Source organism: Sphingomonas sp. BL-S-30, assembly GCF_055521475.1.
In genome coordinates this window covers 2,382,557-2,406,181 of record NZ_CM145481.1, presented here as the reverse complement: position 1 = coordinate 2,406,181, position 23,625 = coordinate 2,382,557, and the positions used below count along the sequence as shown (strand labels likewise).

Here is a 23,625-nt window from a genome sequence, read left to right as displayed (position 1 = left end):
TGTCCCCCAACCCCAATGGCCGGGGGAGTAGCTGATCTTGCGCCCTAAATCGCCCTATTTCGGATCACGCACGTGACGGCGCGTCATGCAGCCGGGTCAGCCGCCCGACAGCGCCTCGCCCATCGCGCGTATCGCCGCGACCTTGGCGTGAAGCACGGACCAGTCGTCGCGCGCGTCGATCGCCGACCAGATCTCCTCGACTTCCTCGATCAGCATCGAGCATGGGGCGCCGCGCCAATAGGCATGGCGGCGGTCGCCGCGCGCCTGATAGGGGCCGAGGATCGCGCGCACCTCGTCGAACGTCGCATCATAGCTGTCGGGCAGCGCCCCGCCGAACGCGTCGAAGAAGAACCGGTCGATCGCCATGTTCCCGCTGCGCAGCGCGCGCTCCACCGCCTGCACTACGGCGCGGTCGCTCTCCGGGTCGCGCGGCACCAGCCCCAACCGCCACAGGATCGCATCGGACACCGCGGGCTGATAATGCTCGCCGAACCGCTCGAGCACGGCGATCAGCGGCTCCGCCTCGCTGATCAGCCGCAGCGACACCGCAAGCTGCATCGCGTCCCAATGGATCGCCTCGGGCTGGCGCCCGAAGGCGTACAGCCCGGCATGGTCGAAATAGGCCGCGGTGAAGCCCGGGTCCCAGGTCGGGGCGAAGCGCCACGGGCCGTAATCGAAGCTCTCGCCGGTCACGTTGATATTGTCGCTGTTGAGCACCCCGTGGACGAAACCCGCCGCCATGTAGCGCGCCGCCAGCCGCGCCGTGCGCCGCACGACATGGTCGAGCAGCCTCACCGGTGCGTCGTCGCCCGCCTCCTCACCATAATAATGGCGCAGCACATAAGCGGTCAGGCGGCGGAGGCCGTCCTCGTCGCGGTTGTAGGCCAGCCGCTGGAACGTGCCGATGCGGATATGCCCATGGCTCAGCCGCACCAGCACCGCGGAACGGGTAGGGGAGGGCTCGTCGCCGCGCTCCAGCGCTTCGCCGGTCTCGATCAGCGAGAAGCTGCGCGAAGTCTCGACGCCCAGCGCCTCGAGCATCTCGGTCGCCAGCACCTCGCGCACGCCGCCCTTCAGGGTCAGCCGCCCGTCGCCGAACCGGCTCCACGGCGTCTGGCCCGATCCCTTGGTGCCCAGGTCCATCAGCCGCCCGCGATCGTCCCGCAGTTGCGCGAACAGGAAGCCGCGCCCGTCGCCGATATCGGGATTGTACACGCGGAACTGGTGTCCGTGATAGCGCAGCGCCAGCGGCTGCGTCAGGCTGCCCTCGAGCGGCTGGAACCGCCCGAAATGCGCGATCCATTCGGCGTCGCTCAGCCCGTCCAGCCCAAGGCTCGCCGCAGCCCGGTCGTTGCGGAAGCGCAGCCGGGTCTCGGGGAAATCGGCCGCGGCGACCGGGTCGTAAAAGCCGTCCCCCAGCTCCAGAATGGCGGTTTCGGGCCGATATGCTTGCGGGGGCAGGGTCATCCGGCGATATGGGAGGCGCAAAGCACAGGATGCAACCATGTCGGCGCCAGAAAATCTTACATGGGTAAATCGATATTGGTGGTCGAACGATGGCCTGCGCCTCCACTATCGCGATTATCCGGGGCGCGAGGATCGCCCGCCGATCCTGTGCCTGCCGGGACTGACGCGCAACGCGCGCGATTTCGAGGATCTCGCCGCGCGGCTGTCGCCCGACTGGCGGGTGATCGCGGTCGATCTGCGCGGGCGCGGTGAAAGCGCCTATGCCAAGGACCCGATGAGCTATGTCCCGCTCACTTATGTCCAGGATGTCGAGGGGCTGCTCGGCGAGCTCGGCGTGTCCTCCTATATCGCCTTCGGCACCTCGCTCGGCGGCATCGTCACCATGCTGCTCGCCGGCACCGCGCGGGAGAAGATCGTCGGCGCACTGCTCAACGATGTCGGGCCGGAGATCGAGACGGCCGGCCTGTCGCGCATCCGCACCTATGTCGGTAAATCCAATACCTGGCCGACCTGGATGCATGCCGCCCGCGCCGTGGCGGAGGCCAATGCCGACGTCTATCCAGCCTACGATATCGAGGAGTGGCTGGCCATGGCCAAGCGGCTCTACCGGCTCAACAGCGCGGGGCGAATCGTGCTCGATTACGACATGAAGATCGCCGAACCCTTCCGCGTCCCCGGCAACGAGGCCGGGCCGGACATGTGGAGCGCGCTCGCCCGGCTGAAGCAGGTGCCGACGCTGATCCTGCGCGGTGGCCGCTCGGACGTGCTCGGCGCGCGGACGGCCGAGCGCATGGCGGCCGCGCTCGACAATGCGGAACTGGTGACGGTCGATGGCGTCGGCCACACCCCGACGCTCGACGAGCCGGAGGCAGCGGCCGCGATCGATCGGTTGCTCGACCGGACGATGAGGGAACCGGCCACCGCCTGAACGCGTCTACCTCCCACATCAGCGGGAGGCTTTCATGCTCGATCTGTCGGATGCCCATACCGAGGTCGTCGGCCTTGCCGGCAAGCGTGCCCTGATCACCGGCGGCACCACCGGCATCGGCCGCGCCATCGCGGTGCTGCTCGCGTCCGAAGGCGTGCGCGTCTTCATCTGCGGCCGCGATCCGCGGCATCTCGACGACGCGCTCGCGCGCATCCGCGAAGTGGGGGAGGGCAGCGGCATCGCCACCGACCTCGCCGATCCGGACAATGTCGCTGCGTTTGTCGACAAGGCCGTGGCCTGGCTCGGCGGCCTCGACATCGCCGTGGTCAACGCGGCGATATCGGCCGAGGGGCTCAGCGACATGTCCGAACAGGACCTGCGTTACGCCATCGCGACGGATTTCACCGCCTATCTGCTCACCGCGCACGCGGCGGTGGAGAAGCTCGACGGGCAGGGCGACATCGTGCTGATCGGCTCGATGAGCGCCCATAAGCTGGGCCCGCACTCGACCGTCTATGCCGGCATCAAATACGGCATCCAGGGTTTCGCCGAGGCGTTCCGCCGCGAGATGGGGCCGAACGGCGTGAAGGTGGCGCTGGTCGAGCCCGGCAAGACCGGCGCCGACATGCAATTGCCCGATATCCCGCCCGAGAAGCAGCGCGCGATGATCCACAAGGACGAGATGCTGCGCGCTGAGGACATTGCCGTCGGTGTCCACTACATCCTCACTCAACCCAACCGCGCGGTCGTCCAGCAATTGACGATCACGCCCCGCATGCAGGCTGATGAATGACCTTTTCCTTCGACCGCCTCGTCTTCGCCCCTACTGACATCGACCTGTCGCGCTCGCCGCTCGCCGGCAAGCTCGGCGCGGAAACCTATATCCTCGGCGCCTTCAACCCGGGGATGACGCGGCTGCCCAACGGCAATCTGTTGCTGATGGTACGCGTGGCCGAGGCACTGCGCACCCCGATCTCGGACGGGCATATCCATGCGATCCGTTGGGAAGACGGGGCTTATAAGCTCGACGCCTGGCCGCTCGACTTCGTCGACACCTCCGATCCGCGCAAGTTCATGATGCGCGGCGGCGGCTGGAAGGTGATGGCGCTGACCTCCTTGTCCTGGCTGCTTCCGGTCGAGCTGTCGGCCGACGGCCGCGGCGTCGTCGCGGTGCATTACGACCGCGCGATCACCCCCCGCGCACCCTACCAATGTTACGGCGTGGAGGATGCGCGGATCAGCAAGGTCGGCGACCGCTATCTGATGACGACCTGCTCGGTCAGCCCGGAACGCCATTCGACCACGCTCTATTCCTCGGACGATGCGATGGAATGGACGCTCGAGGGCATCGTGCTCGACCATCAGAACAAGGACATGCTGATCTTCGAAGGCCTGATCGGCGGCAAGCACTGGGCGCAGACCCGCCCACTCGGCGACCTTTATTTCGCCTATCCGCCCGGCAGCGAATGGCGTGCCGGCCCGTCGATCAACCTCGCCACCTCGCCCGACGCGTTGCACTGGAAGCCGTACGACAAGCCCGGCATCCGCCCGCATTCGGCGACCATGGCGACCGCGCGCATGGGCGGCGGCACGCCGCCGATCCTGACCGATGATGGATGGCTCAGCCTGTGGCACGGCGTCGAGCCGCTCGGCGTGGTCGGCATTTACCGCACCTATTGGTCGCTGCTCGACCGGGACGACCCCTCGAAGGTGATCCGTACCAGCCATGATCCGCTGATCGAGCCGGCGCCCACGCTGACCGATCCGCTCAAGGAGCTGATGTACCTCGACAATGTCGTGTTCACGACCGGCATCGCGGACGCAGGCGATCACTATATCGTGGCGAGCGGCGAGGCCGACCTGGCGTGCCGCATCACCCACATCCCGAAGACCGCGTTCGCTTGAGCGGCAGGTAATGACGCACTCCTGTTTTCCCGCTAACGCACCCTCCCGATGCCGCAGCCCGTCAACATCCTGCACCTGCACTCGACCTTTGGCCCCAGCGATGCGGCGGCGCGCGCGGTCCGGCTGATGAACGCGTTCGGCGGCCATGCGCGCCACACCATCGTCTCCGGCATGCCCGACCAGCTCGGCGCGCGCGACGCCATCGCACCGGGCATCGCCCATGAGATCGCGCAGAACCCGCCGCCGCTCACCGGCAAACCCTCGGTCTCGCGCTACGAGGCGCTGGCCAGGTTCATGCGCCGCTTCGATCTGGTGCTGACCTACAACTGGGGCGCGGTCGACGGCGTGATGGCGCGGCGCGTCTTCTCGAAGGGCATGCCGCCGCTGGTCCATCACGAGGACGGCTTCGATGCCGATGAGGCGGGCGGGCTGAAGATCGAGCGCAACATGTACCGCCGCCTCGCGTTGCCCGCGGCACACGCGCTGGTCGTGCCGTCGCAGACCTTGGAGAAGATCGCGCAGAAGAGCTGGAAGCAGCCCGAAAGCCGCGTCCACCGCATCCCCAACGGCATCGCCACCGCGCTCTACGCGACGAAGCCCGATCCGAAGGCGATCCCCGGCTTCCGCCGCAAGCCCGGCGAAGTGGTGATAGGCACGATCGCCGACCTGAGCGCGGTAAAGGATCTGCCCGCCCTGGTCCGCGCCACCGGCGGTGTCTCGGCGCGCGTCCGGCTGGTCATTGTCGGGGAAGGGCCGGAGCGCGAGCGAATCATGGATACGGCCGAGGCGATGGGCATGGAGGATCGCCTCCATCTGCCCGGCTTCCTGCCCGATCCGCACCGCTATGTCGGCCTGTTCGACATCCTCGCGCTCGCGTCGAAGAGCGAGCAATTCCCCATCGCCGTGATCGAGGGCATGGCCGCCGGCCTGCCGATCGTCGCGCCCAAGGTGGGGGACATCCCCCGGATGGTCGCGCCCGAGAACCAGGTGTATATCGTCGATCGGGGCGAGGTCCGGTTGCGGGATTCGCTCCAGGCACTCGCTGGATGCACGCCCGCCGCGCGGGCTTTTGTCGGCGCCCGAAACCGGGCAAAGGCCGTCGCGGAGTATGACGAAACTGTCATGATCGCTCGATACAGGGCGCTTTACGAAGAGGCGATGGGCAGGCCAGGGGCCTTGGGCTGAGTCGTAATTCGCTCGCTAAGCGCAACCCAGACGCTATATCGAACGTATGTTAAAGTTGGAGGTCGTGTGTTCAAAGGTCTGAAGCCCATCATCTATAACGGCCAGGAAGTCTGGCCGCTGGTGGAGGGTGGAAAAGGCGTTGCCGCGACCAACCACGCGTCGGCCGGAGCCTGGGCTGCGGCCGGCGGAATCGGCACCGTTTCCGCCGTGAATGCCGACAGCTACGACCCCGACGGCAAGATCATCCCGCAGGTCTACCGCGCGCTCAATCGCCGAGAGCGGCACGAGGAACTGATCGACTATGCGATCGAGGGCGCTGTGCAGCAGGTCAAGCGCGCGTTCGACATCTCGGGCGGCAAGGGCGCGATCAACATCAACGTGCTGTGGGAAATGGGCGGTGCCCAGCGCATCCTGCACGGCGTGCTGGAACGGACCCGCGGCATGGTCGCCGGCGTCACCTGCGGCGCGGGCATGCCCTACAAGCTGTCCGAGATCGCGGCCTCCTATAACGTCAACTACCTGCCGATCATCAGCTCCGGCCGCGCGTTTCGCGCGCTGTGGAAGCGGGCCTATTCCAAGGCGTCGGACTGGCTGGCGGCCGTGGTCTACGAGGATCCCTGGCTCGCCGGCGGCCATAACGGCCTGTCCAACGCCGAGGACCCGCTCAAGCCGGAGGATCCCTATCCCCGCGTCAAGGCGCTGCGCGAGACGATGCGCGAAGGCGGCATTTCGGACGATGTGCCGATCGTGATGGCCGGCGGCGTCTGGTATCTGCGCGACTGGAACAACTGGATCGACAATCCCGAACTCGGCAGCATCGCCTTCCAGTTCGGTACTCGGCCGTTGCTGACTCAGGAAAGCCCGATCCCGGAAGGCTGGAAGGCCAAGCTGACGGATATCGAGGAAGGTGAAGTCCTGCTCCACCGCTTCTCGCCCACCGGCTTCTATTCGAGCGCGGTGCGCAATCCCTTCCTTCGCCTGCTCGAGGCACGCTCCGAGCGGCAGATCGCCTTCTCCACCCAGGAGGCCGGCGATCACATCTTCCAGCTCGACGTGGGCGTAAAGGGCAAGAACTTCTGGGTGACCCGCAACGATCTGTTGCGCGCGCGTCAGTGGTTCGGCGAAGGCTTCACCGACGCACTGAAGACCCCCGACAACACCCTGGTCTTCGTCACGCCCGAGGAAAAGGGCGTGATCCGCAAGGACCAGGCCGATTGCATGGGCTGCCTCAGCCAATGTGCCTTTTCGTCCTGGGCCGACAGCGAGACCAACTCGACCGGCCGCCTCGCCGATCCGCGCAGCTTCTGCATCCAGAAGACCCTGCAGGACATCGCCCATGGCGGGCCGATCGAGCAGAACCTGATGTTCGCCGGCCACGGCGCCTATAATTTCAAGAAGGATCCCTTCTATTCGAACGGCTTCGTGCCGACGGTGAAGCAGCTCGTCGACCGGATCCTGACCGGCGACTGACCGTGTTCGGGCCGCCTCGTCTGCAATATTGACGCAGGTGGCCCCACCCTCGTAAACACCCGCTCCGGGCGGCCCGGCTGGGCCGCCCTTTTCTATTGAGGAGACCTGCGGTGCCCATCACCCCACTCATGCCCGTCTATCCCCGCAGCGGGGTGCGGCCGGTGCGAGGCGAGGGCTGCTACCTGATCGGGGAGCAGGGCGAACGCTATCTCGATTTCGCCAGCGGCATCGCGGTCAACGCGCTCGGCCATGGTCATCCCAAGCTGGTCAAGGCGATCGCCGATCAGGCCGCGACGCTGATGCACGTGTCGAACCTGTACGGCAGCCCGCAGGGTGAGCATCTCGCGCAACGGCTGGTCGACGCGACCTTCGCCGACACGGTGTTCTTCACCAATTCGGGCGCCGAGGCGGTCGAGTGCGCGATCAAGACCGCGCGCCGCTATCATTACGCCAATGGCAATCCTCAGCGGCACACGCTGATCACCTTCGACACGGCCTTTCACGGCCGCACGCTCGGCACGATCAGCGCGACCAACCAGCCCAAGATGCGCGACGGGTTCGAGCCGCTGCTGCCGGGTTTCGCCTATGCGCAGTTCAATGATCTCGAAGGCGCGCTGGCGCTGATCGACGACAACACTGCCGGCTTCCTGGTCGAGCCGATCCAGGGCGAAGGCGGTATCCGCGCGGCGACCGAGGAATTCCTCCAGGGCCTGCGCAAGGCCTGCGACGAGCATGGCCTGTTGCTGGTGCTAGACGAGGTGCAGGCCGGCTATGGCCGGACCGGCAAGTTCCTGGCGCACGAGAATTACGGTGTGACGCCGGATATCGCCGCGGTCGCCAAGGGCATTGGCGCCGGCTTCCCGCTCGGCGCCTGCCTAGCGACCGAGGAAGCGGCCAAGGGCATGGTAATCGGCACGCATGGCTCGACCTATGGCGGCAACCCGCTCGCCATGGCGGCGGGCGAGGCGGTGCTCGACGTGATCCTGGAGCCCGGCTTCCTCGACAATGTCGTGACGATGGGCGACCGGCTACGCCAGGGGCTCGAGCAGATGATCCCCAACCACGATCAGCTGTTCGACAGCGTGCGCGGCAAGGGTCTGATGCTCGGCGTCAAGCTCAAGTCCGACAGCCGCCGCTTCGTCGCGCATTGCCGCGACAATCACGGCCTGCTGCTGGTCGCGGCCGGCGAGAATGTCGTACGCATCCTGCCGCCGCTGGTGATCGACGAGAGTCATATCGCCGAGTGTATCGAGAAGCTGTCCGAGGCCGCGCGGGTCTATGTGCCCGCGTCAGACGACTAGCGTGTCGCTCCGTCACTTCCTCGACCTGTCGGACGCGGGCGCTGACGGCATCGCCGCCATGCTGGCCGACGCGATCGATCGCAAGGCGGCGCGTGCCGGCTGGCCGAAGGGGAGGGCGGATGCCGACGCCCCGCTCGCCGGCCACACGCTGGCAATGGTGTTCGAGAAGAACTCGACCCGAACCCGTGTATCGTTCGACATGTCGATCCGCCAGCTCGGCGGCAGCTCGATCGTGATGGATGCCGGCACCACGCAGCTCGGTCGCGGCGAGACCGTAGCCGATACCGCACGCGTGCTCTCGGGCTATTGCGACGCGATCATGATCCGCACCGACGACCACAGGAAGGTCGAGGAGATGGTGGCCTATGCCAGTGTGCCGGTCATCAACGGCCTGACCGACTGGTCGCATCCGTGCCAGCTCGTTGCCGACCTGCTGACCATCGTCGAAAGCGGCAAGGCGCTGCCCGGGCTCAAGGTTGCCTGGCTGGGTGATGGCAACAATGTCCTCAACTCCCTGGTCGAGGCGGCGTCGCTGCTGCATTTCGATGTGATCGCGGCGTGCCCTCAGGGGTTTCAGCCGGATGAGGGCGTGATCGAGCGCGCCGCTGGCCGCGCCCGTGTCGTCGCCGATCCGCGCGAGGCAGTCGAGGGTGCGGACGTCGTCGTCACCGACACCTGGATATCGATGGGCCAGCTCCATGCCGAGACGAAGCTCGCGGCGATGATGCCCTATCAGGTCACCGAGGCGCTGATGGGCATGGCGAAGCCCGAGGCGAAGTTCCTCCACTGCCTGCCGGCGCACCGCGAGGAGGAAGTCGTCTCGGCGGTGATCGATGGCCCGCAGTCGCTGATCTGGGAGGAGGCGGAGAACCGGCTTCATGCCCAGAAGTCCATCCTGCGCTGGTGCTTCGGCCAGATCGGTTGATCGCCGCCCCGGCGCACCTATCTTCCTCCTACCAGAATCCCGTTCGCCCCGAGCCAGTCGAGGGGCCGTTCTCTCTTCGCTGAAGAAAGGACGGGGCTTCGATCAGCTCAGCCCGAATGGTATGGAATGACTCAGACAGAATCCCAGGACCTCGACCGCGCGCTCGGTTTCACCCTCCCCGGGCGCCACGCGCGCGGCCGGATCGTGCGCCTTGGGCCGGTGCTCGACGAGATACTCGGCGCCCATGCCTATCCGCCGGCAATCGAGGCGTTGCTTGCCGAAGCACTGACCTTGGCCGCGCTGATCGGATCGACGCTCAAGGACGCGGGCGGGCAACTCACGCTCCAGGCGCAGACTGAGGGCGGTGTCGTCAGCTTGCTCGTTTGCGACTATCGCGGCGGCGAGTTGCGCGGTTATGTCCAGTTCGACGAGGACCGGCTGGCGGAAGGGCCGGAGGACCCGACCCTGTTCGCCCTGTTCGGTCAGGGCTATCTCGCAATCACCTTCGATCAGGCGGCGACCCAAGAGCGCTATCAGGGGATCGTCCCGCTTGACGGTGCGACGCTGGCCGAAGCGGCGCAGAATTATTTCGTGCAGTCGGAGCAGATCCCGACGCTGGTCCGGGTCGGCATCGCGCGCGGGGCCGATGGCCGGCACGTCGCGGGCGGCCTGTTCCTCCAGCATCTGCCGGAGGGCGAGGACGGGCGCGAGCGCCTTCATACCCGGCTCGACCATCCCGAATGGGAGCATGTCGCGTTGCTCGGCCAGACCATGGGCGCCGATGAGCTTGCCGATTCGTCGATCTCGCTCGACACGCTGATCTGGCGGTTGTTCAACGAGGAGGATGAGGTCCGGCTGCTGAGCGACGCCCCGCTGGTGCGCGGCTGCCGTTGCTCGCCCGACTATATCGCATCGGTCCTGTCGCAATTTCCTCCCGAGGAACAGCGCTCGATGGCGGACGAGAATGGCATGATCGTGGTCGACTGCGCTTTTTGTGCGCGCAAATTCCCGGTGCCGGTGACCGATCATTACGCTGCCTGAACGTTGTTGAATCTCGTTCGCAACTGCGGCAGACAAGGGTGAGGGTCGCTGGCGTGATGCCCTGCAGGGGGCACCTGTAGCGAGCGAGGTTCTAGATGATCGATGTTCAGCGTATCGCGCGGCGTGCATTGGCCGGCCTGCTCCTTGCGGCAGGTCTCGGCACGGCAGCCCCTGCGCGTGCGCCTCAGCTCGCCGTGCTGACGCGCATCGAGACCGGCCAATGGCTGCTCCGCGAAGCCGGGTCGACCGCGCCCGGGCGTTCACTTTGCGTGTCCGATCCCGCGATATTGTTGCAGGTCGGCCATGTCGGCGCACAATGCTCGCGCTTCGTGATCGCTGACGCGGCCGATAGCGCGACGGTCCATTATACCTGCCCCGGGGCCGGCCATGGCCGCACCGCGCTGACGCTGGAGACCCCACGCCTGCTGCATCTGCAGACTCAGGGCATCGCCAGCGGCGCGCCGTTCGATCTGGATTACGAGGCCCGCCGCACCGGCGCCTGTGCGCCCAGACCGCCCGCCACGCGTTAACGCGTTGGTTACCGTGTCCTGCTAGACAAGGGGCGTGTCATCATCATCGGCACGGGTTTCTCCCTTTTGGCTCCGAGGAGCATCACTGGGTCGCTCAAGGGCGGCCCGTTTTTTGTGAGAGGGCGGCGCGGGATTGCGGAGCCGTGATGCAGGCCCTACCTCTCGGCCCATCATGACAAGTGCAACGACCCTGGCGGTCGCCCTGGTGTCGGGCGGTCTCGATTCGATGGTGGCGGCGGCGCGTGCTCGGGAGGACGGGCATCGGCTGCTCGCGCTGTCGGTCGACTATAATCAGCGCCACCGGCTCGAGCTCGATGCGGCACGGCGCGTCGCGGCGCTGCTCGAGGCCGAGCGTCATATCGTGCTGCCGCTCGATCTCTCCGCCTTTGGTGGTTCGGCGCTCACCGCCGACATCGCCGTGCCGAAGACTGGCGTAGAGGAGGGGATTCCCGTCACCTATGTCCCTGCGCGCAACACGATCTTCCTCAGCCTAGCGCTGGGCTGGGCCGAGGCGGCGGGCGCGCGCGACCTGTATATCGGCGTCAATGCGCTCGACTATTCGGGCTATCCCGATTGCCGCCCCGAATTCATCGCGGGGTTCGAGAAGCTCGCCGAACTCGCCACCAAGGCGGGGGTGGAGGGGCATCCGTTCCGCATCCATGCGCCGTTGCAGCACATGACCAAGGCGGACATCGTGCGCGAGGCGGCGCGGCTCGGGCTCGATGCCGGGATCAGCTGGTCCTGCTATGATCCGGCGCCGGGCGGCGTGCATTGCGGGCTGTGCGACAGCTGCCGCCTGCGCGCCAAGGGGTTCGAGGAAGCTGGTCTTCCCGATCCCACCCGCTACGCCGAAGTCGGCTGAGGCGCTCGCGATGAGCTATGCGGTCAAGGAGATGTTCCTAACCCTTCAGGGCGAGGGGGTGAATGCCGGGCGTCGCGCGGTGTTCGTGCGTTTCGCCGGCTGCAATCTCTGGTCGGGACGCGAGCAGGATCGCGCAACCGCCGTATGCCGTTTCTGCGATACCGATTTTGTCGGCACGGACGGCGCCGGCGGCGGCAAGTTCGCCGATGCCGGCGTGCTAGCCATGGCAGTCGCGGATCATTGGGGCGATGGCGCAGCCGAGCGCTTCGTCGTGCTGACCGGTGGCGAGCCGATGCTGCAGGTCGACGATGCGCTGGTCGATGCGCTCCACGCGGCCGACTTCACGATCGCGATCGAGAGCAACGGGACCATCCCCGCGCATCCCGGCATCGATTGGGTCTGCATCAGCCCCAAGGCGGGCAGTGTGGTCGTCCAGCGCTCGGGCGACGAGCTGAAGCTGGTCTGGCCGCAGGCCGGTACCGATGTCGAGGCGATCGAAGGATGGGACTTCCGCCATTTCCTGGTCCAGCCGATGGACGACGCGCGGATGGCAGAGAATCAGGCGGCCGCGATCGATTTCGTGCTCGCCCGGCCGCATTGGCGCCTGACCCTGCAGGCGCACAAGGCGCTGGGATTGCGCTAGAACGCCAGCCTAGTTGATCGCGCTCAGCTGGAAGGCGCCGCATTTCCTGGCAACCCAAAGGCCCTTCTTGTCCCAGCATTTCTGGTCGAAATTAGGCAGGCTGCCCGACTGCCGCACGAACAACATGCCACGCGGATAGCGCTGGTCGCCGGTGGGGATCAGGCTGTTGCGAAGCTCGCGGGTGCGGCCCTCGGCAATCGTGTAGAAGGAGCCGCGCGGTGCGAAGATCGCGTCGCGAGCGATCCGGGCCGCAGTCTGGCAAAACCCATATTGGGCGGCGACGGTGGTGAAGCTGGAATAGGTGCGGGTGCCGAACTGGTCGAGCGCGGTCTGCCCAGCCTTCACGGTCTTGCCGGTGCGAGCAAAATATTTGGTCAGCGTGTCGTAGGATTTCTTCAGCTCATCCCCGTGATTCATCAGGATCACATTGTAGTTGGCCTGAGTCATCAGCGTAGGTTCGAACTGGCATTGTAGCGCCGCCACGTTGAGCGCGGCGCGCATGTTCCACACCAGCGCCGCGCGCTGCTCCGCCTCGGTCGCACCTGGCAGTTCCTGGCCGAGGCCGGTCTCATGGCCACGTACCGCAGCCCCGCTCATGTCCTTTTCGACCAGGAAAAACTGCGCCGAAGCAGGCGCGGCGGCGAAAGCGCCAAGCGCCACGGCGGACGAACAAAGGATATGCAACAGCTTCATATTCGCCTCGTCACCCTCTCGAAGACACTATGCGGCGTGGTTAAGGCTTTTCGATTCCCAACCCAAGCCTTTTCCTTCCTAGCACTTTTTGGTCGCGGTTGAATCGAAAGGGCCGCCCGGTCGCCCGGACGGCCCCTGAATAATCAAACCCTGACGGGTGATTACTGGACGTTCGTCGTCGTCGTCGAGGTCTCGTTGGTCACGACGGCGGTGTCGTTGCCGAGCATGTTGCCGTCCATCGACGTGCTGTCGACGGTGGTCATGTTGTCCGAGATCGTGGTCTCGTTGCCCATCTCGGTGATGGTGGTGTCGTTGGTGGTGGTCGTCTCGGTCTTCGGGCCGCAGGCCGAAACCATCAGCGCCGCGCCGGCGATCATCGAACCGGTAACGACCTTGGAAATGAATGCACGCATTGGAAAGCTCCCTAGATAGTGGATTTGGAAGGCCTCGAGACCCTTAATACCCAAACCGTGGTGGACATTAGTCTGATATCGACCGCCCCTCAAGCCTCGTTTTGCCGGGGACAAGAAAGAGTGTGCAGGAACGCAGGACAGGTAAACGCGAGCGCTGAGTCAAAAGTTGCAAAATCCGAAGGCTTGCCGAGCGCCGCGGCGCTCGTCACCGGATAGTCGGGCAGCCCGCACGGCACGATCCCGGCGAAGTGCGACAGATCGGGCGAAAGGTTGACCGAGAAGCCGTGCAAGGTCGTCCAGCGCCGGACCCTCACGCCGATCGCGCCGATCTTCGCCTCCGCCGTGCCGCCGAGAGGCAAGGGCATATTGGTCCAGATGCCGATGCGGCCGGGCGCGCGGAAGGCATGAATGCCGATCTCCGCCAGTGCCGCGATCAGCCATCCTTCGAGGCTGTGGACGAAATGCCGCACGTCGCGACCGCGCTTGTTGAGATCGAGGATGAGGTAGCCGATCCGCTGTCCAGGCCCATGATAGGTGTAGCGCCCGCCACGCCCGGTCTGGACGACGGGAAAGCGCGGATCGAGCAACTCGGCGGGGTCGGCGCTGGTACCGCCGGTATAGATGGGCGGGTGCTCGAGCAGCCAGATCAGCTCGCGCGCCGCGCCGGCGGCGACGGCCGCCGCGCGCGCCTCCATGGTGGCGATCGCGTCGTCATAGGGTATTGGCGCCGGCTCGACGCGCCATTCGATCTCGTCGGGAAGGGAAGTCACAAGGGCCCGATTGCGCCAGTCGCGCGTCTAGCGCAAGGATTGGCGTGCCGCGGGAAGCTGCGCTAACAGGGCCGCGGCGCCGATGCGCCATGGGAGGGCGCGACGTTTATGGTAAGCATGGGAACGGTCTGGGATCGCACGACCGACTTCTTGGGGGACAATCTCTCCACGATTCTGCCGATTGCCTTCCTCGCGATCTTCCTGCCTTATGTCGCGCTAACACTTGCCATGCCGATCGCAGCTGCGGACGCCAGTCAATGGGGACTCTACGGCGTTGTGCTGCTGTGCTTTGTCGCGATGTCGTGGGGCAACCTGGCCCTTGTCGCTTTATCGCTCAATCCGTCGGACGGCGCAGGGGGCGCGAAACAGGCAGCGGCGCGTCGCCTTCTCCCTACCCTGATGTTGTCGCTATTGCTTGCGGTGGCCATGATCGCCCTGCTCGCCGTTGCGTTGGCGGTCATCCTGCCGCTCAGCGGAATCGATCTCCAGCGCGCCATGTCGGGCGGCCCGGCGGACATGCCGTCAGGCCGCGCCGGGATCCTCGGCCTGGGACTGCTTGCTTTAGTCGTGTGTCTGCTGTGGCTCTATGCCCGATTGGTGCTTTTCAGTCCGATCATGATCGCGGAGCGACGGGGAATTGGGGTGTTTTCGCGATCTTTCGCTCTGACCCGCGGCCTTGGCTTGAAGATCATGGGGGTATTGCTTCTCTATTCAATCGTCTCCTGGGTGGCAGCGAACGCGACGAAGTTCGTGTTCGGCTCGATCCTGCGCCTGCTCGACGAGCATGGCGGTGTCCTTACGCTCTCGACCATCGTCACGACGATCCTCGTCAGCCTGGTGACGACGGTCTTCCTGGTCCTCGCAGCCGCCTTTACGGGAAAGCTCTACCTGGCAGTGCGCGATGTGCGCGAGGCGATCGTCGACTCGCTATGACCCTTGATGTGAACGGCGTCTTCAGTGACGCCTGGCGGCTGTGGAAGCGCGATCGAGACCTGCTGATCGGCGTGGCGGGGTTCTTCCTGTTCGTGCCCGAACTGGCGATGAAGCTGTTCGTCGCCCTGCCGCCGGATCCGCCGAGTCCGCTCGACAAGGCGGCGCTCAAGGCATGGCTCGACGCCCTCGAATCCTGGTCTTCCCAGTTCAGCCTGATCGTCATCCTGCTGTCGCTGATCGCCTTGTTCGGGACCGTCACGCTCTTCACCCTCTATCTCGACCCGGAACGGCCGGACGCGAGGCGTGCCATGGCGCGCGCGCTGCGTCTGTTCCCGCGCTTCCTGCTGCTCTCGTTCCTCGTCGCGGTGCCGGTCTATTTCGGCCTGATGCTGCTGTACCTGCCGGGCTTCTACGCCCAGGGGCGCCTGATGCTGGCTTTCCCCGTGGTCGTGGCCGACCAGCCCAAGGGAGCGCGCGGCGCGATGTCGCGGAGCCTGATACTGACTCGCGGTCACGGCCTGGTGCTGGCCGGGTTCGCCTGCGTGACGTTGCTTGGCGGCAACCTGCTTTCCTGGCCGTTCGTGGCGCTCGGCAAGGCGCTTGACGGGGCCCCGATGGCCAATCCCGTGGTCGCCGTGCTGCTGGATATCGGCGCGGCGGCCGGCGCCACGGTCGGCGCGCTCGCCGGAATCCTGATCCAGATCGCGCTTTACCGGCGGCTGACGTCCAGCCGGGGAATCTGAGGCGCCGCGTCCGCCGGCAGCACGCCGATCGCGCGGGGATCGGCAAAGGTCTCCACCGTCCGCGAGATCGCGGTGAAACCCGACGCGCGATAGAAACCGAGCGCCGAGGGATGATCGAGCGTGCAGGTGTGTACCCAGACCCGCTCGATCCCCCTGGCCCAGCCGCGCGCGAGCGCCTCGGCCATCAGCCAGCGGCCAAGACCTTGCCCGGCGAGTTCCGGAATCAGGCCGAAATAGGAGATCTCGCATTGAGCAGGGGTGCGAAAATCGAGCTCGAGCATGCCGACCTCGAGGCCGGCCGAATCGACCGCCGCGAAGATCGCGATGCCCGCGTCATGGATGATCGCGGTGAGGGCGGCATCGTCCATCACCAGCCGCGAAAACCAAAGCCAGGGCGCGCCGATTCGTTTGAACAGCGCGCGATATTTGTCCGGCGAGGGGGCGGGCCAGGCGACGAGGCGCAGGCGGGAAGCGGGCATCGGCCGCAGCGGCGGCCGCTGGCGCATCTCCAGCGTGGTGACGACCGTCGCCACCTCGTGCGAAGGGACCGGTATCAATCCCACCCCATCACTCCCATGTGGCGACCGGCGGCAGGCTCATCAGGATCGCGTCGATATTGCCCCCGGTCTTGAGGCCGAACAGCGTGCCGCGATCATAGACGAGGTTGAACTCGGCATAGCGGCCGCGCCAGGCGCGCTGCGTGGCGAGATCGGCATCAGTGAACGTATCGCCCATGCGCCGCCGCACGATTCGCGGGAACGCGTCGAGAAACGCGCGCCCGACATCCTGGGTGAAGGCGAAGTTCGCCGCGAAATCCCCTTCGAGATGATCGTAGAAGATACCGCCGACGCCGCGATGTACCTGGCGGTGCGGGATGTAGAAATAATCGTCGGCCCATTGCCTGAAGCGCGGATAATGCGCGGGGTCGTGCCGGTCGCACGCCGCCTGCAGCGTGGCGTGGAAGTCCTCGGTATCCTCGGCTCGGGGCAGGGGCGGGTTGAGATCCGCGCCGCCGCCGAACCACCGCTTCGTCGTGACGAGGAAGCGCGTGTTCATGTGCACCGCCGGCACCTGCGGATTCGCCATGTGCGCGACCAGGCTGATGCCGGTCGCGAAGAATCGCGGATCATCTCCGGCGCCGTGGATCGACTTCGCGAAATCGCCTTCGAAGGTACCGCCGACGGTCGAGACGTTGACGCCGACCTTTTCGAACACCTTGCCCTTCATCACGCCCCTTACGCCGCCACCGCCGGGCGCGCCCGACGGATCGGTCCGGTCCCAGGCGAGATAGTCGAACCGCGCGTCCGACCCGGCCTCGGCCTCGATCGATTCGAATTCGGCGCAGATCCGGTCGCGCAGGCTTTCGAACCAGGCGCGGGCGGTGGATTGTTCGGAGTCGAGTAAAAACGCGTCAGTCAAAAAGGTCACCGTTCGTCCCGAGTGCCATCGAGCCTGTCGAGATGGCGTATCGAAGGACGTGTGTCTCGATACGGGTTCTCGACAAGCTCGAACCCTACTCGACACGAACGGAGTTAGAATCAACCCAGAGTTGAAACTCAGTGCTTCGGCCAGCCCCTGGTCTGGCGCAGCGCCTCGCCCAGCGCGATTCCCGCGGCGACCGCGACGTTCAGCGACCTTCTGCCCGCCGCCAGCGGAATGCGGACCGCCAGGTCGGCGCGCGCATGGACGTCCGGCGGCACCCCCGCGCTCTCGCTGCCGAGGAGAAGCACGTCGTCCGCCTGGAACGTGGCTTCGTCGATACGAACGCCGCCGCGTGTCGTCAGCAGCACGATCCGGCCGGGCACCCGTGCCTCGAACGCCGTCCAGTCGACATGGCGGACCACCTGCGCGGCATCGAGATAGTCCATGCCCGCCCGGGCGAGCGCGCGGTCGCCCCAGGCGAATCCCATCGGTTCGATCAGGTCGACCCCTACCTCGAGACAGGTGCAAAGCCGGAGGATCGTGCCGACATTGCCGGCGATATCGGGCTGGTAAAGGGCCACACGCATGCCGCTCGCATAGGCCTTTGTGCGCTCGCGTAACAACAGGGCTAAAATGCTGTTGGCAAAGCGTGCCGCCCGCGTCTATCAGGCCGCCAGCCTCCGTGGGGACGGAGGATCGGTGGGCGTGCGCGGACCAATCGCAACGCGCTTCTCCGAACGTCGCCGCGACCTGAAGTGCAAGGGCAAGTGAATGGCAATTGTTGATACCGCCGTACCGCCTGGGGAAGACCCGGCACCGTTCCATGAGGAGGTGGAAGATCCCCGCCGCCGCGATTTCATCAATATCGCGGCTGTGGCCTGGATCGGCGTCGGCGGCGCTGTCGTCGTGCTGCCCCTGCTCAACCAGATGAATCCGTCGGCCGACGTGCTCGCGCAGTCGACCACCGAGATCGATCTCGCGAAGATCCAGCCCGGCCAGGCGATCAAGACCTCGTTCCGCAAGCAGCCGCTGTTCGTGCGCAACCTGACGCCGAAGGAAATCGCCGAGGCCGACGCGGTCCCCGTGAGCGAGCTGCGCGACCCGCAGACGCTGGCGCAGCGTACCAAGGAAGGCCACAAGAACTGGCTGATCACGCTGGGCGTGTGCACTCATCTCGGCTGCGTGCCGCTGGGCGCGGGCGAAGGCGAGAATCGCGGGCCGTTCGGCGGCTATTTCTGCCCGTGCCATGGTTCGGCCTACGATACCGCAGCGCGCATCCGCAAAGGCCCGGCCCCGAAGAATCTGGCGGTGCCCGACTACACCTTCAATTCTGCCACCACCGTAACGGTCGGTTGAGGTACGCATCATGAGCTTTCCCTGGGCCAAGCATTACGCACCCTCCAACCCGCTGATGAAGTGGGTGGACGAACGGCTGCCGGTTCCGCGCCTCGTCTATAACGCCGTGGGCGCCGGCTATCCGGTGCCGCGCAACCTCAACTATTTCTGGAACTTCGGCGTGCTCGCCGGTGCCGCGCTCGGCATCCAGATCATCACCGGCATCGTGCTCGCCATGCATTATGGCGCGACGGCCGACGGCGCGTTCAACTCGATCGAGCACATCATGCGCGACGTGAACGGCGGCTGGCTGCTGCGGTATGCGCATGCCAACGGCGCGGCGATGTTCTTCATCGTCGTCTATATCCACATCTTCCGCGGCCTTTATTACGGTTCCTACAAGGCGCCGCGAGAGATGGTCTGGCTGCTCGGCGTGGTCATCTTCCTGCTGATGATGGCGACCGCCTTCATGGGCTATGTTCTCCCCTGGGGTCAGATGAGCTTCTGGGGCGCGCAGGTGATCACCGGCTTCTTCTCGGCGATACCCGTGGTCGGCGACTATATCCGCATCTGGCTGCTCGGCGGCTTCGCGCCGGACCAGGCCGCGCTGAACCGCTTCTTCTCGCTCCATTACCTGCTGCCGTTCGTGATCGCGGCGGTCATCATCCTGCACATCTGGGCGCTGCACATTCCGGGTTCGAGCAACCCGACCGGCGTCGAAGTGAAGGGCGAACAGGACACGGTGCCGTTCCATCCTTATTACACCGCCAAGGACGGCGTCGGCCTCGGCGTGTTCCTGGTGCTGTTCGCGGTGCTGATCTTCCTGGCGCCGAACTATCTCGGCCATCCGGACAATTACATCCCGGCCAACTCGCTCTCGACGCCGGCGCATATCGTGCCCGAATGGTATTTCTGGCCGTTCTACGCGATCCTGCGCGCCTTCACCTCCGACTTCATCCTGCCGGCCAAGCTGTGGGGCGTGCTGGCGATGTTCGGCTCGATCCTGCTGCTGTTCTTCCTGCCCTGGCTGGACAGCTCGCCGGTGCGTTCGGCCAATTACCGGCCGACCTATCGCACCTTCTTCTGGATCCTGGTGGCCGACGTCCTGATCCTGGGCTGGTGCGGCGGTTCGCCCGCGACGCCGCTCTACGTCATCCTCAGCCAGATCTGCGCAGCCTATTATTTCGCGCATTTCCTGATCATCGTGCCGATCATCTCGCGGGCTGAACGCCCCGCGCCGTTGCCGAACTCGATCACCGAGGCGGTGCTGGCGAAGCATGGTGGCACCTCGCCGGCGCAGACCGCGCTCGCGGCCGAATAAGGGGCAACAGGTACAATGGTCCGCAATCTTGCAATGCTGGTCGGTGCGGCGTTCGTCGTCGTGCTCGGCTGGGCTCTCTCCTGGACCGTCTGGGGCCAGATCACCGATCCGGCGGCACCGTCGATCGAGACGAGCGAATGGCACAAGCACCCCAAGGAGCTCGAGCTCGAGTCCAACGGCGTGTTCGGCAAGTTCGACAACCGCCAGCTGCAGCGCGGCTTCCAGGTGTTCAAGGAAGTCTGCTCGGCCTGCCATTCGCTGCATCACGTCTCGTTCCGCGACCTGCAGAAGATCGGCTATAGCGAAGCCCAGGTGAAAGCGATTGCCAACCAGTGGGTGATCGAGCAGCCCTCGATCAACCCGGATACCGGCGAGCCCGCGACCCGCAAGAACATCCCCTCGGATCATTTCCCGTCGCCCTTCGCGAACGAGATCGCGGCGCGTGCCGCGAACAACAACGCGAACCCGCCTGACCTGTCGCTGATGACCAAGGCGCGTCATGACGGCCCGGCCTATGTCTATTCGCTCCTGACCGGCTATCAGCCGCAGTCGGCCGAGATGCTCAAGCAGTTCCCGGACGTGAAGACGCCCGCCGGCCTGCACGCGAACCCTTATTTCGCGACGATGAACATCGCCATGCCGCCGCCGCTGACCAGCGAAGGCCAGGTGACCTATCTCGACGGCACCAAGCCGACCGTCGACCAGATGGCGAAGGACGTCGCGGCGTTCCTCGTGTGGACCGCCGAGCCGAACCTCACGGCGCGTCATTCCTATGGCTGGCCGGTGATCATCTTCCTGCTGATCTTCGTCTTCCTTGCCTGGGGAGCGTATCAGAATGTTTGGCGCGACATTAAGCACTGAGACCGCCAGTTCCGGGATCGGCGCGCCCGGCGCGAATGACGATCTCAGGGCGCTGATCCGCACGATCCCCGACTTTCCGAAGCCGGGGATCATGTTCCGCGACATCACGACCTTGCTGCTCGATGCGAAGGGGTTCGCCCTGACCATCGAGCGCATGGCCGCCCAGGTGGAGGGCAAGATCGATCTGGTCGCCGGGATCGAGGCCCGTGGTTTCCTGTTCGCGGCCGCGCTGGCGGCGCCGCTGAACGCGGGCGTGCTGCTGATCCGCAAGGACGGCAAGCTGCCCGGCGCGACGATCGCCGAAGACTATGCGCTCGAATATGGTACCGACCGGATCGCGATGCACGAGGATGCGCTCGCGCCCGGCGCCAGCGTGTTGCTGGTCGACGACCTGATCGCCACCGGCGGCACCGCGCGCGCCGCCGTCCGGCTGCTGCGCAAGGCCGGGGCCGTGGTGACTCAGGCCAGTTTCGCGATTGATCTGCCCAAGCTTGGCGGCGCCGACGCGTTGCGCGCGGATGGGATCGCGGTTCGCTCACTGGTGGCATTCGACGGCCATTGATCGGCGCGCCCTCACGGGCGTCGTTTCTTCGCGTTTGGCGCGTCGGAACCGTCGTCGGTTTTTCCCGTTGATGGCGCATCGAAGCGCCGCTGCCGCACCACATCGGCGCTCCCATCATGGGAGTTGCGTCAATGTCACCCTTCAAGCTTTCCGTCGCCAGCCTTGCCCTCGTCGCCGGGCTCGGACTCTCCGGCTGCGCCACCGATGGTTATGGCGGCGGTTATGGCAGCATGTCGGTCGGCTATGCCGGCGGCGACTGGGACCCCTATTATGGCGGCTATAGCGGCAGCCCCTATTGGGGCTGGAACAACGACTATTATTATCCGGGCACCGGCTATTACGTCTATGACCGGCAGAACCGGCGCCATCGCTGGAACGACAGCCAGCGCGGCTATTGGCAGGGCCTGTCGCAGAGCTGGCAGCGCGATCGCCGCGACATCCGTCCCGTCTGGCGCGACTATGGCGTGAACCGCGGCACCTATGGCGGCGGTCGCCGCCGCCGCTGATGACGGCGCGCCCGGCGGCTCAGCCGGCCGGGCGAGTCCGGATGAGGCCGATCGAGATGAAGGTCATCACCGGGACATCGTCCTGGTTGAGCACCGTCATCCTGCTGCGATAGCTGCCCATCTCGGGCCGGCTGTTCGAGGCGCGCTTGTCGAGGATCTCGGTCTCGCAGCGCAGCACGTCGCCGGGATAGACCGGTTTGAGCCAGCGCAGCTCATCGATGCCGGGCGAGCCAAGCCCGGCCTGCTTGTTTGCCTTCAGATTTGCGACGACCATCGACATGGTCATCGCGCAGGTCTGCCAGCCGCTGGCCGAGAGCCGCCCGAAATGCGTGGTCGCGGCTGCCTCGTCGGACAAATGGAAGGGCTGGGGATCATATTTCGAGGCGAATTCGATCACCTCGTCGCGGGTGACCTCGTAGCGGCCGAAGCGCGCCGTTGCGCCGACCACGATGTCCTCGAAATATTGCATGGTCACTTTGTCTCCGTCGGGGCGAGCAGAGGCGCGAGCGTGGCCGCGTCCCCGTCATTGGGCAAGGGCGCGACGCCGATCAGGCGCGCGAGCATGGGGTAGAGATCGACATTGTCGAATTTGGCGGGCACGCGACCATCACGGCGGAAGGCAGGGCCATTGACCAGGAACAGGGCAGTCATGTCGGGATCGTCGGGCTCATAACCATGATCGCCCTTGTTGGTCGGCATGCCGGGCATCACTTCGCCGCCCGCAGCGGCCTGGCAGACAAAGGCGCCGACCCGGGGATTGGCGCCGTAATGGAATTTCGCGGGGACCTCGGCCTTGCGCCAGCAGGTCATGTCCGGGTTGGGCGCGAGCAGGACGCGGGCGACTTCGTCCTCATGGCCCGGCATCGGATCGAGCGTGGCGAAGGGACCATAGCTTGCCAGTCGATAGCTTTCCTTCGGCAGGATCTTGTCGAGCGAGACGGTGCGTTCCGGCTGGATCGCGCGCATGCCGTGATCCGAGACGATGACGAGGTTGACCGGCTGCCCCATGCGATCGAGCCCCGATTTCAGGTCGCCGATCAGCCCGTCGATCAGCCGCACCGCATCGCGCGCCTCGGGCGCGAGCGGGCCGGACTTATGGGCCGCCTTGTCGACATCGTCGAAATAGATCACCACGAAACGGGGACGGATGTCGGCCGGGCGCCGCATCCAGTCGGTCACGGTCCGCACCCGTTGCGCGCTGGTGAAATTGGGGTCGAACCGGATCCAGTCGAATGGCCGCATGTCGCCATGCGCGGCTTCCTCGCCCGGCCAGAACATCGTGCCGGCATGCACGCCGTTCTTCTCCGCGGTGATCCACAGTGGCTCGGATTCGGCCCACCAGAAGGGATCGGAGCTTTCCAGTTCCTTGCTGTAGAAGCGCTGGCCGGGTCTTTTCGGGTCATACATGGTGTTGGCCACGATGCCGTTGCGATCGGGCCGTAAGCCAGTGACGAGCGTCGTATGGTTGGGGAAGGTGAGGGTCGGGAAGCTCGGCCGCATCGTTGCGCGGACGCCCTGCTTCGCCAGCGCGTCGAGCACCGGCGTATTGCCGCGGTCCATATAATCGGGCCGGAACGCGTCGATCGAGATCAGGATGGTGACGGGCGCGCGTTGCCCGGCCGCGGCCTGCACGATCGGGGCGGGGGGTGGCGTGGCGGCACAGGCGGAAAGCGCCAGTGCCGCCAGCGCCACGACCCATCCCGTCATGCTGGACCTGTTCCGGCATCCCCTTCGCGGCTCGGCGTCCTGGCTCATCAGTCCTCCAGCGCCCGCCGCTCGATGGACCCCGGGACAAGCCCGGGGTGACGG

28 protein-coding genes are annotated in these 23,625 nt (G+C 65.9%); 19 read left to right on the top strand and 9 right to left on the bottom strand.

The annotated features are described in order from the left end of the window. Positions 1-96 precede the first annotated feature (96 nt). Entirely contained in the window at positions 97-1,467 is a 1,371-nt protein-coding gene (locus ACZ1I5_RS11150) for a protein adenylyltransferase SelO (RefSeq protein ID WP_465173752.1), read from the bottom strand. 37 nt (positions 1,468-1,504) lie between these two features. On the opposite strand from ACZ1I5_RS11150, the gene ACZ1I5_RS11145 reads away from it, so the two are divergent. The 11 genes from ACZ1I5_RS11145 to queE all read left to right on the top strand — a co-directional run bounded on the left by ACZ1I5_RS11145 (position 1,505) and on the right by queE (position 12,257). Continuing rightward, on the top strand, positions 1,505-2,395 hold the full coding sequence (locus ACZ1I5_RS11145) for an alpha/beta fold hydrolase (protein ID WP_465173751.1): 891 nt from the start codon (positions 1,505-1,507) through the stop codon (positions 2,393-2,395). 34 nt (positions 2,396-2,429) lie between these two features. Then, positions 2,430-3,188 (top strand): SDR family oxidoreductase, encoded by a 759-nt coding sequence (locus tag ACZ1I5_RS11140; RefSeq protein WP_465173750.1) that lies wholly within the window; start codon positions 2,430-2,432, stop codon positions 3,186-3,188. Then, the gene (locus ACZ1I5_RS11135; RefSeq protein ID WP_465173749.1) at positions 3,185-4,300 is read left to right on the top strand and encodes a glycoside hydrolase family 130 protein; all 1,116 of its coding nucleotides are present in this window, start codon (positions 3,185-3,187) and stop codon (positions 4,298-4,300) included. Before ACZ1I5_RS11140 ends, ACZ1I5_RS11135 begins: the two co-directional genes overlap by 4 nt. A 48-nt stretch (positions 4,301-4,348) precedes the next feature. Beyond that, positions 4,349-5,485 (top strand): glycosyltransferase, encoded by a 1,137-nt coding sequence (locus ACZ1I5_RS11130; protein ID WP_465173748.1) that lies wholly within the window; start codon positions 4,349-4,351, stop codon positions 5,483-5,485. A gap of 66 nt (positions 5,486-5,551) precedes the next feature. Continuing rightward, positions 5,552-6,955 carry an NAD(P)H-dependent flavin oxidoreductase gene (locus ACZ1I5_RS11125; RefSeq protein WP_465173747.1) on the top strand — a complete coding sequence of 468 codons (1,404 nt, stop codon included), beginning with the start codon at positions 5,552-5,554 and terminating at the stop codon, positions 6,953-6,955. 128 nt (positions 6,956-7,083) lie between these two features. Continuing rightward, a complete protein-coding gene (locus ACZ1I5_RS11120; RefSeq protein ID WP_465173947.1) occupies positions 7,084-8,256 on the top strand; it encodes an acetylornithine transaminase in 1,173 nt (390 codons plus the stop codon). After that, on the top strand, positions 8,234-9,181 hold the full coding sequence (argF, locus tag ACZ1I5_RS11115; RefSeq protein WP_465173746.1) for an ornithine carbamoyltransferase: 948 nt from the start codon (positions 8,234-8,236) through the stop codon (positions 9,179-9,181). Before ACZ1I5_RS11120 ends, argF begins: the two co-directional genes overlap by 23 nt. 126 nt (positions 9,182-9,307) lie before the next feature. After that, positions 9,308-10,222 (top strand): Hsp33 family molecular chaperone HslO, encoded by a 915-nt coding sequence (gene hslO / locus ACZ1I5_RS11110; protein WP_465173745.1) that lies wholly within the window; start codon positions 9,308-9,310, stop codon positions 10,220-10,222. Between the two features lie 95 nt (positions 10,223-10,317). Then, on the top strand, positions 10,318-10,752 hold the full coding sequence (locus ACZ1I5_RS11105) for a DUF3617 domain-containing protein (protein WP_465173744.1): 435 nt from the start codon (positions 10,318-10,320) through the stop codon (positions 10,750-10,752). 172 nt (positions 10,753-10,924) lie between these two features. Next, positions 10,925-11,614: a 7-cyano-7-deazaguanine synthase QueC gene (gene queC / locus ACZ1I5_RS11100; RefSeq protein ID WP_465173743.1), complete on the top strand. Its 690-nt coding sequence runs from the start codon at positions 10,925-10,927 to the stop codon at positions 11,612-11,614. 10 nt (positions 11,615-11,624) lie between these two features. Beyond that, positions 11,625-12,257, top strand: coding sequence for a 7-carboxy-7-deazaguanine synthase (queE, locus tag ACZ1I5_RS11095; RefSeq protein WP_465173742.1), 633 nt, complete (start codon positions 11,625-11,627; stop codon positions 12,255-12,257). A 9-nt stretch (positions 12,258-12,266) separates the two neighbouring features. Here queE and ACZ1I5_RS11090 read toward each other — a convergent pair whose 3' ends face one another. From ACZ1I5_RS11090 to lipB, 3 genes are all read right to left on the bottom strand, one after another. Beyond that, positions 12,267-12,950: a hypothetical protein gene (locus ACZ1I5_RS11090; protein WP_465173741.1), complete on the bottom strand. Its 684-nt coding sequence runs from the start codon at positions 12,948-12,950 to the stop codon at positions 12,267-12,269. Positions 12,951-13,111: 161 nt separating this feature from the next. Next, the gene (locus ACZ1I5_RS11085) at positions 13,112-13,363 is read right to left on the bottom strand and encodes a hypothetical protein (RefSeq protein ID WP_465173740.1); all 252 of its coding nucleotides are present in this window, start codon (positions 13,361-13,363) and stop codon (positions 13,112-13,114) included. An 89-nt stretch (positions 13,364-13,452) separates the two neighbouring features. Further along, a complete protein-coding gene (gene lipB, locus ACZ1I5_RS11080; protein ID WP_465173739.1) occupies positions 13,453-14,133 on the bottom strand; it encodes a lipoyl(octanoyl) transferase LipB in 681 nt (226 codons plus the stop codon). A gap of 117 nt (positions 14,134-14,250) precedes the next feature. On the opposite strand from lipB, the gene ACZ1I5_RS11075 reads away from it, so the two are divergent. Then, entirely contained in the window at positions 14,251-15,066 is an 816-nt protein-coding gene (locus tag ACZ1I5_RS11075) for a hypothetical protein (protein ID WP_465173738.1), read from the top strand. Then, positions 15,063-15,809, top strand: a complete 747-nt coding sequence (locus tag ACZ1I5_RS11070) for a hypothetical protein (RefSeq protein ID WP_465173737.1) — start codon at positions 15,063-15,065, stop codon at positions 15,807-15,809. The genes ACZ1I5_RS11075 and ACZ1I5_RS11070 overlap by 4 nt, the downstream gene beginning before the upstream one ends. Here the strand turns inward: ACZ1I5_RS11070 and ACZ1I5_RS11065 are convergent. From ACZ1I5_RS11065 to ACZ1I5_RS11055, 3 genes are all read right to left on the bottom strand, one after another. After that, positions 15,776-16,372: a GNAT family N-acetyltransferase gene (locus ACZ1I5_RS11065; RefSeq protein ID WP_465173736.1), complete on the bottom strand. Its 597-nt coding sequence runs from the start codon at positions 16,370-16,372 to the stop codon at positions 15,776-15,778. The genes ACZ1I5_RS11070 and ACZ1I5_RS11065 overlap by 34 nt on opposite strands. Before the next feature lie 4 nt (positions 16,373-16,376). Then, positions 16,377-17,237, bottom strand: coding sequence for an oxygen-dependent coproporphyrinogen oxidase (gene hemF / locus ACZ1I5_RS11060; protein ID WP_465173735.1), 861 nt, complete (start codon positions 17,235-17,237; stop codon positions 16,377-16,379). Between the two features lie 128 nt (positions 17,238-17,365). Then, positions 17,366-17,818 (bottom strand): tRNA (cytidine(34)-2'-O)-methyltransferase, encoded by a 453-nt coding sequence (locus ACZ1I5_RS11055; protein ID WP_465173734.1) that lies wholly within the window; start codon positions 17,816-17,818, stop codon positions 17,366-17,368. Positions 17,819-17,864: 46 nt separating this feature from the next. Here ACZ1I5_RS11055 and ACZ1I5_RS11050 point away from each other — a divergent pair, with 46 nt between their 5' ends. The 6 genes from ACZ1I5_RS11050 (at position 17,865) to ACZ1I5_RS11025 (ending at position 21,816) form a co-directional block, all read left to right on the top strand. Further along, entirely contained in the window at positions 17,865-18,002 is a 138-nt protein-coding gene (locus tag ACZ1I5_RS11050; RefSeq protein ID WP_465173733.1) for a hypothetical protein, read from the top strand. After that, entirely contained in the window at positions 18,003-18,587 is a 585-nt protein-coding gene (petA, locus tag ACZ1I5_RS11045; protein WP_465173732.1) for a ubiquinol-cytochrome c reductase iron-sulfur subunit, read from the top strand. A 10-nt stretch (positions 18,588-18,597) separates the two neighbouring features. Next, positions 18,598-19,887, top strand: a complete 1,290-nt coding sequence (locus ACZ1I5_RS11040) for a cytochrome b (RefSeq protein WP_465173731.1) — start codon at positions 18,598-18,600, stop codon at positions 19,885-19,887. 15 nt (positions 19,888-19,902) lie between these two features. Beyond that, on the top strand, positions 19,903-20,748 hold the full coding sequence (locus ACZ1I5_RS11035; RefSeq protein WP_465173730.1) for a cytochrome c1: 846 nt from the start codon (positions 19,903-19,905) through the stop codon (positions 20,746-20,748). Beyond that, complete coding sequence (locus ACZ1I5_RS11030) at positions 20,723-21,310, top strand: adenine phosphoribosyltransferase (RefSeq protein ID WP_465173729.1); 588 nt, start codon at positions 20,723-20,725, stop codon at positions 21,308-21,310. The genes ACZ1I5_RS11035 and ACZ1I5_RS11030 overlap by 26 nt, the downstream gene beginning before the upstream one ends. A gap of 131 nt (positions 21,311-21,441) precedes the next feature. Further along, positions 21,442-21,816, top strand: coding sequence for a hypothetical protein (locus tag ACZ1I5_RS11025; protein WP_465173728.1), 375 nt, complete (start codon positions 21,442-21,444; stop codon positions 21,814-21,816). 19 nt (positions 21,817-21,835) lie between these two features. Here the strand turns inward: ACZ1I5_RS11025 and ACZ1I5_RS11020 are convergent, their stop codons facing one another. Together ACZ1I5_RS11020 and ACZ1I5_RS11015 are read right to left on the bottom strand one after the other, a co-directional pair. Further along, complete coding sequence (locus tag ACZ1I5_RS11020) at positions 21,836-22,285, bottom strand: MaoC family dehydratase (protein ID WP_465173946.1); 450 nt, start codon at positions 22,283-22,285, stop codon at positions 21,836-21,838. A gap of 2 nt (positions 22,286-22,287) precedes the next feature. Beyond that, complete coding sequence (locus tag ACZ1I5_RS11015; protein WP_465173727.1) at positions 22,288-23,523, bottom strand: alkaline phosphatase family protein; 1,236 nt, start codon at positions 23,521-23,523, stop codon at positions 22,288-22,290. Between the last annotated feature and the right edge of the window lie 102 nt (positions 23,524-23,625).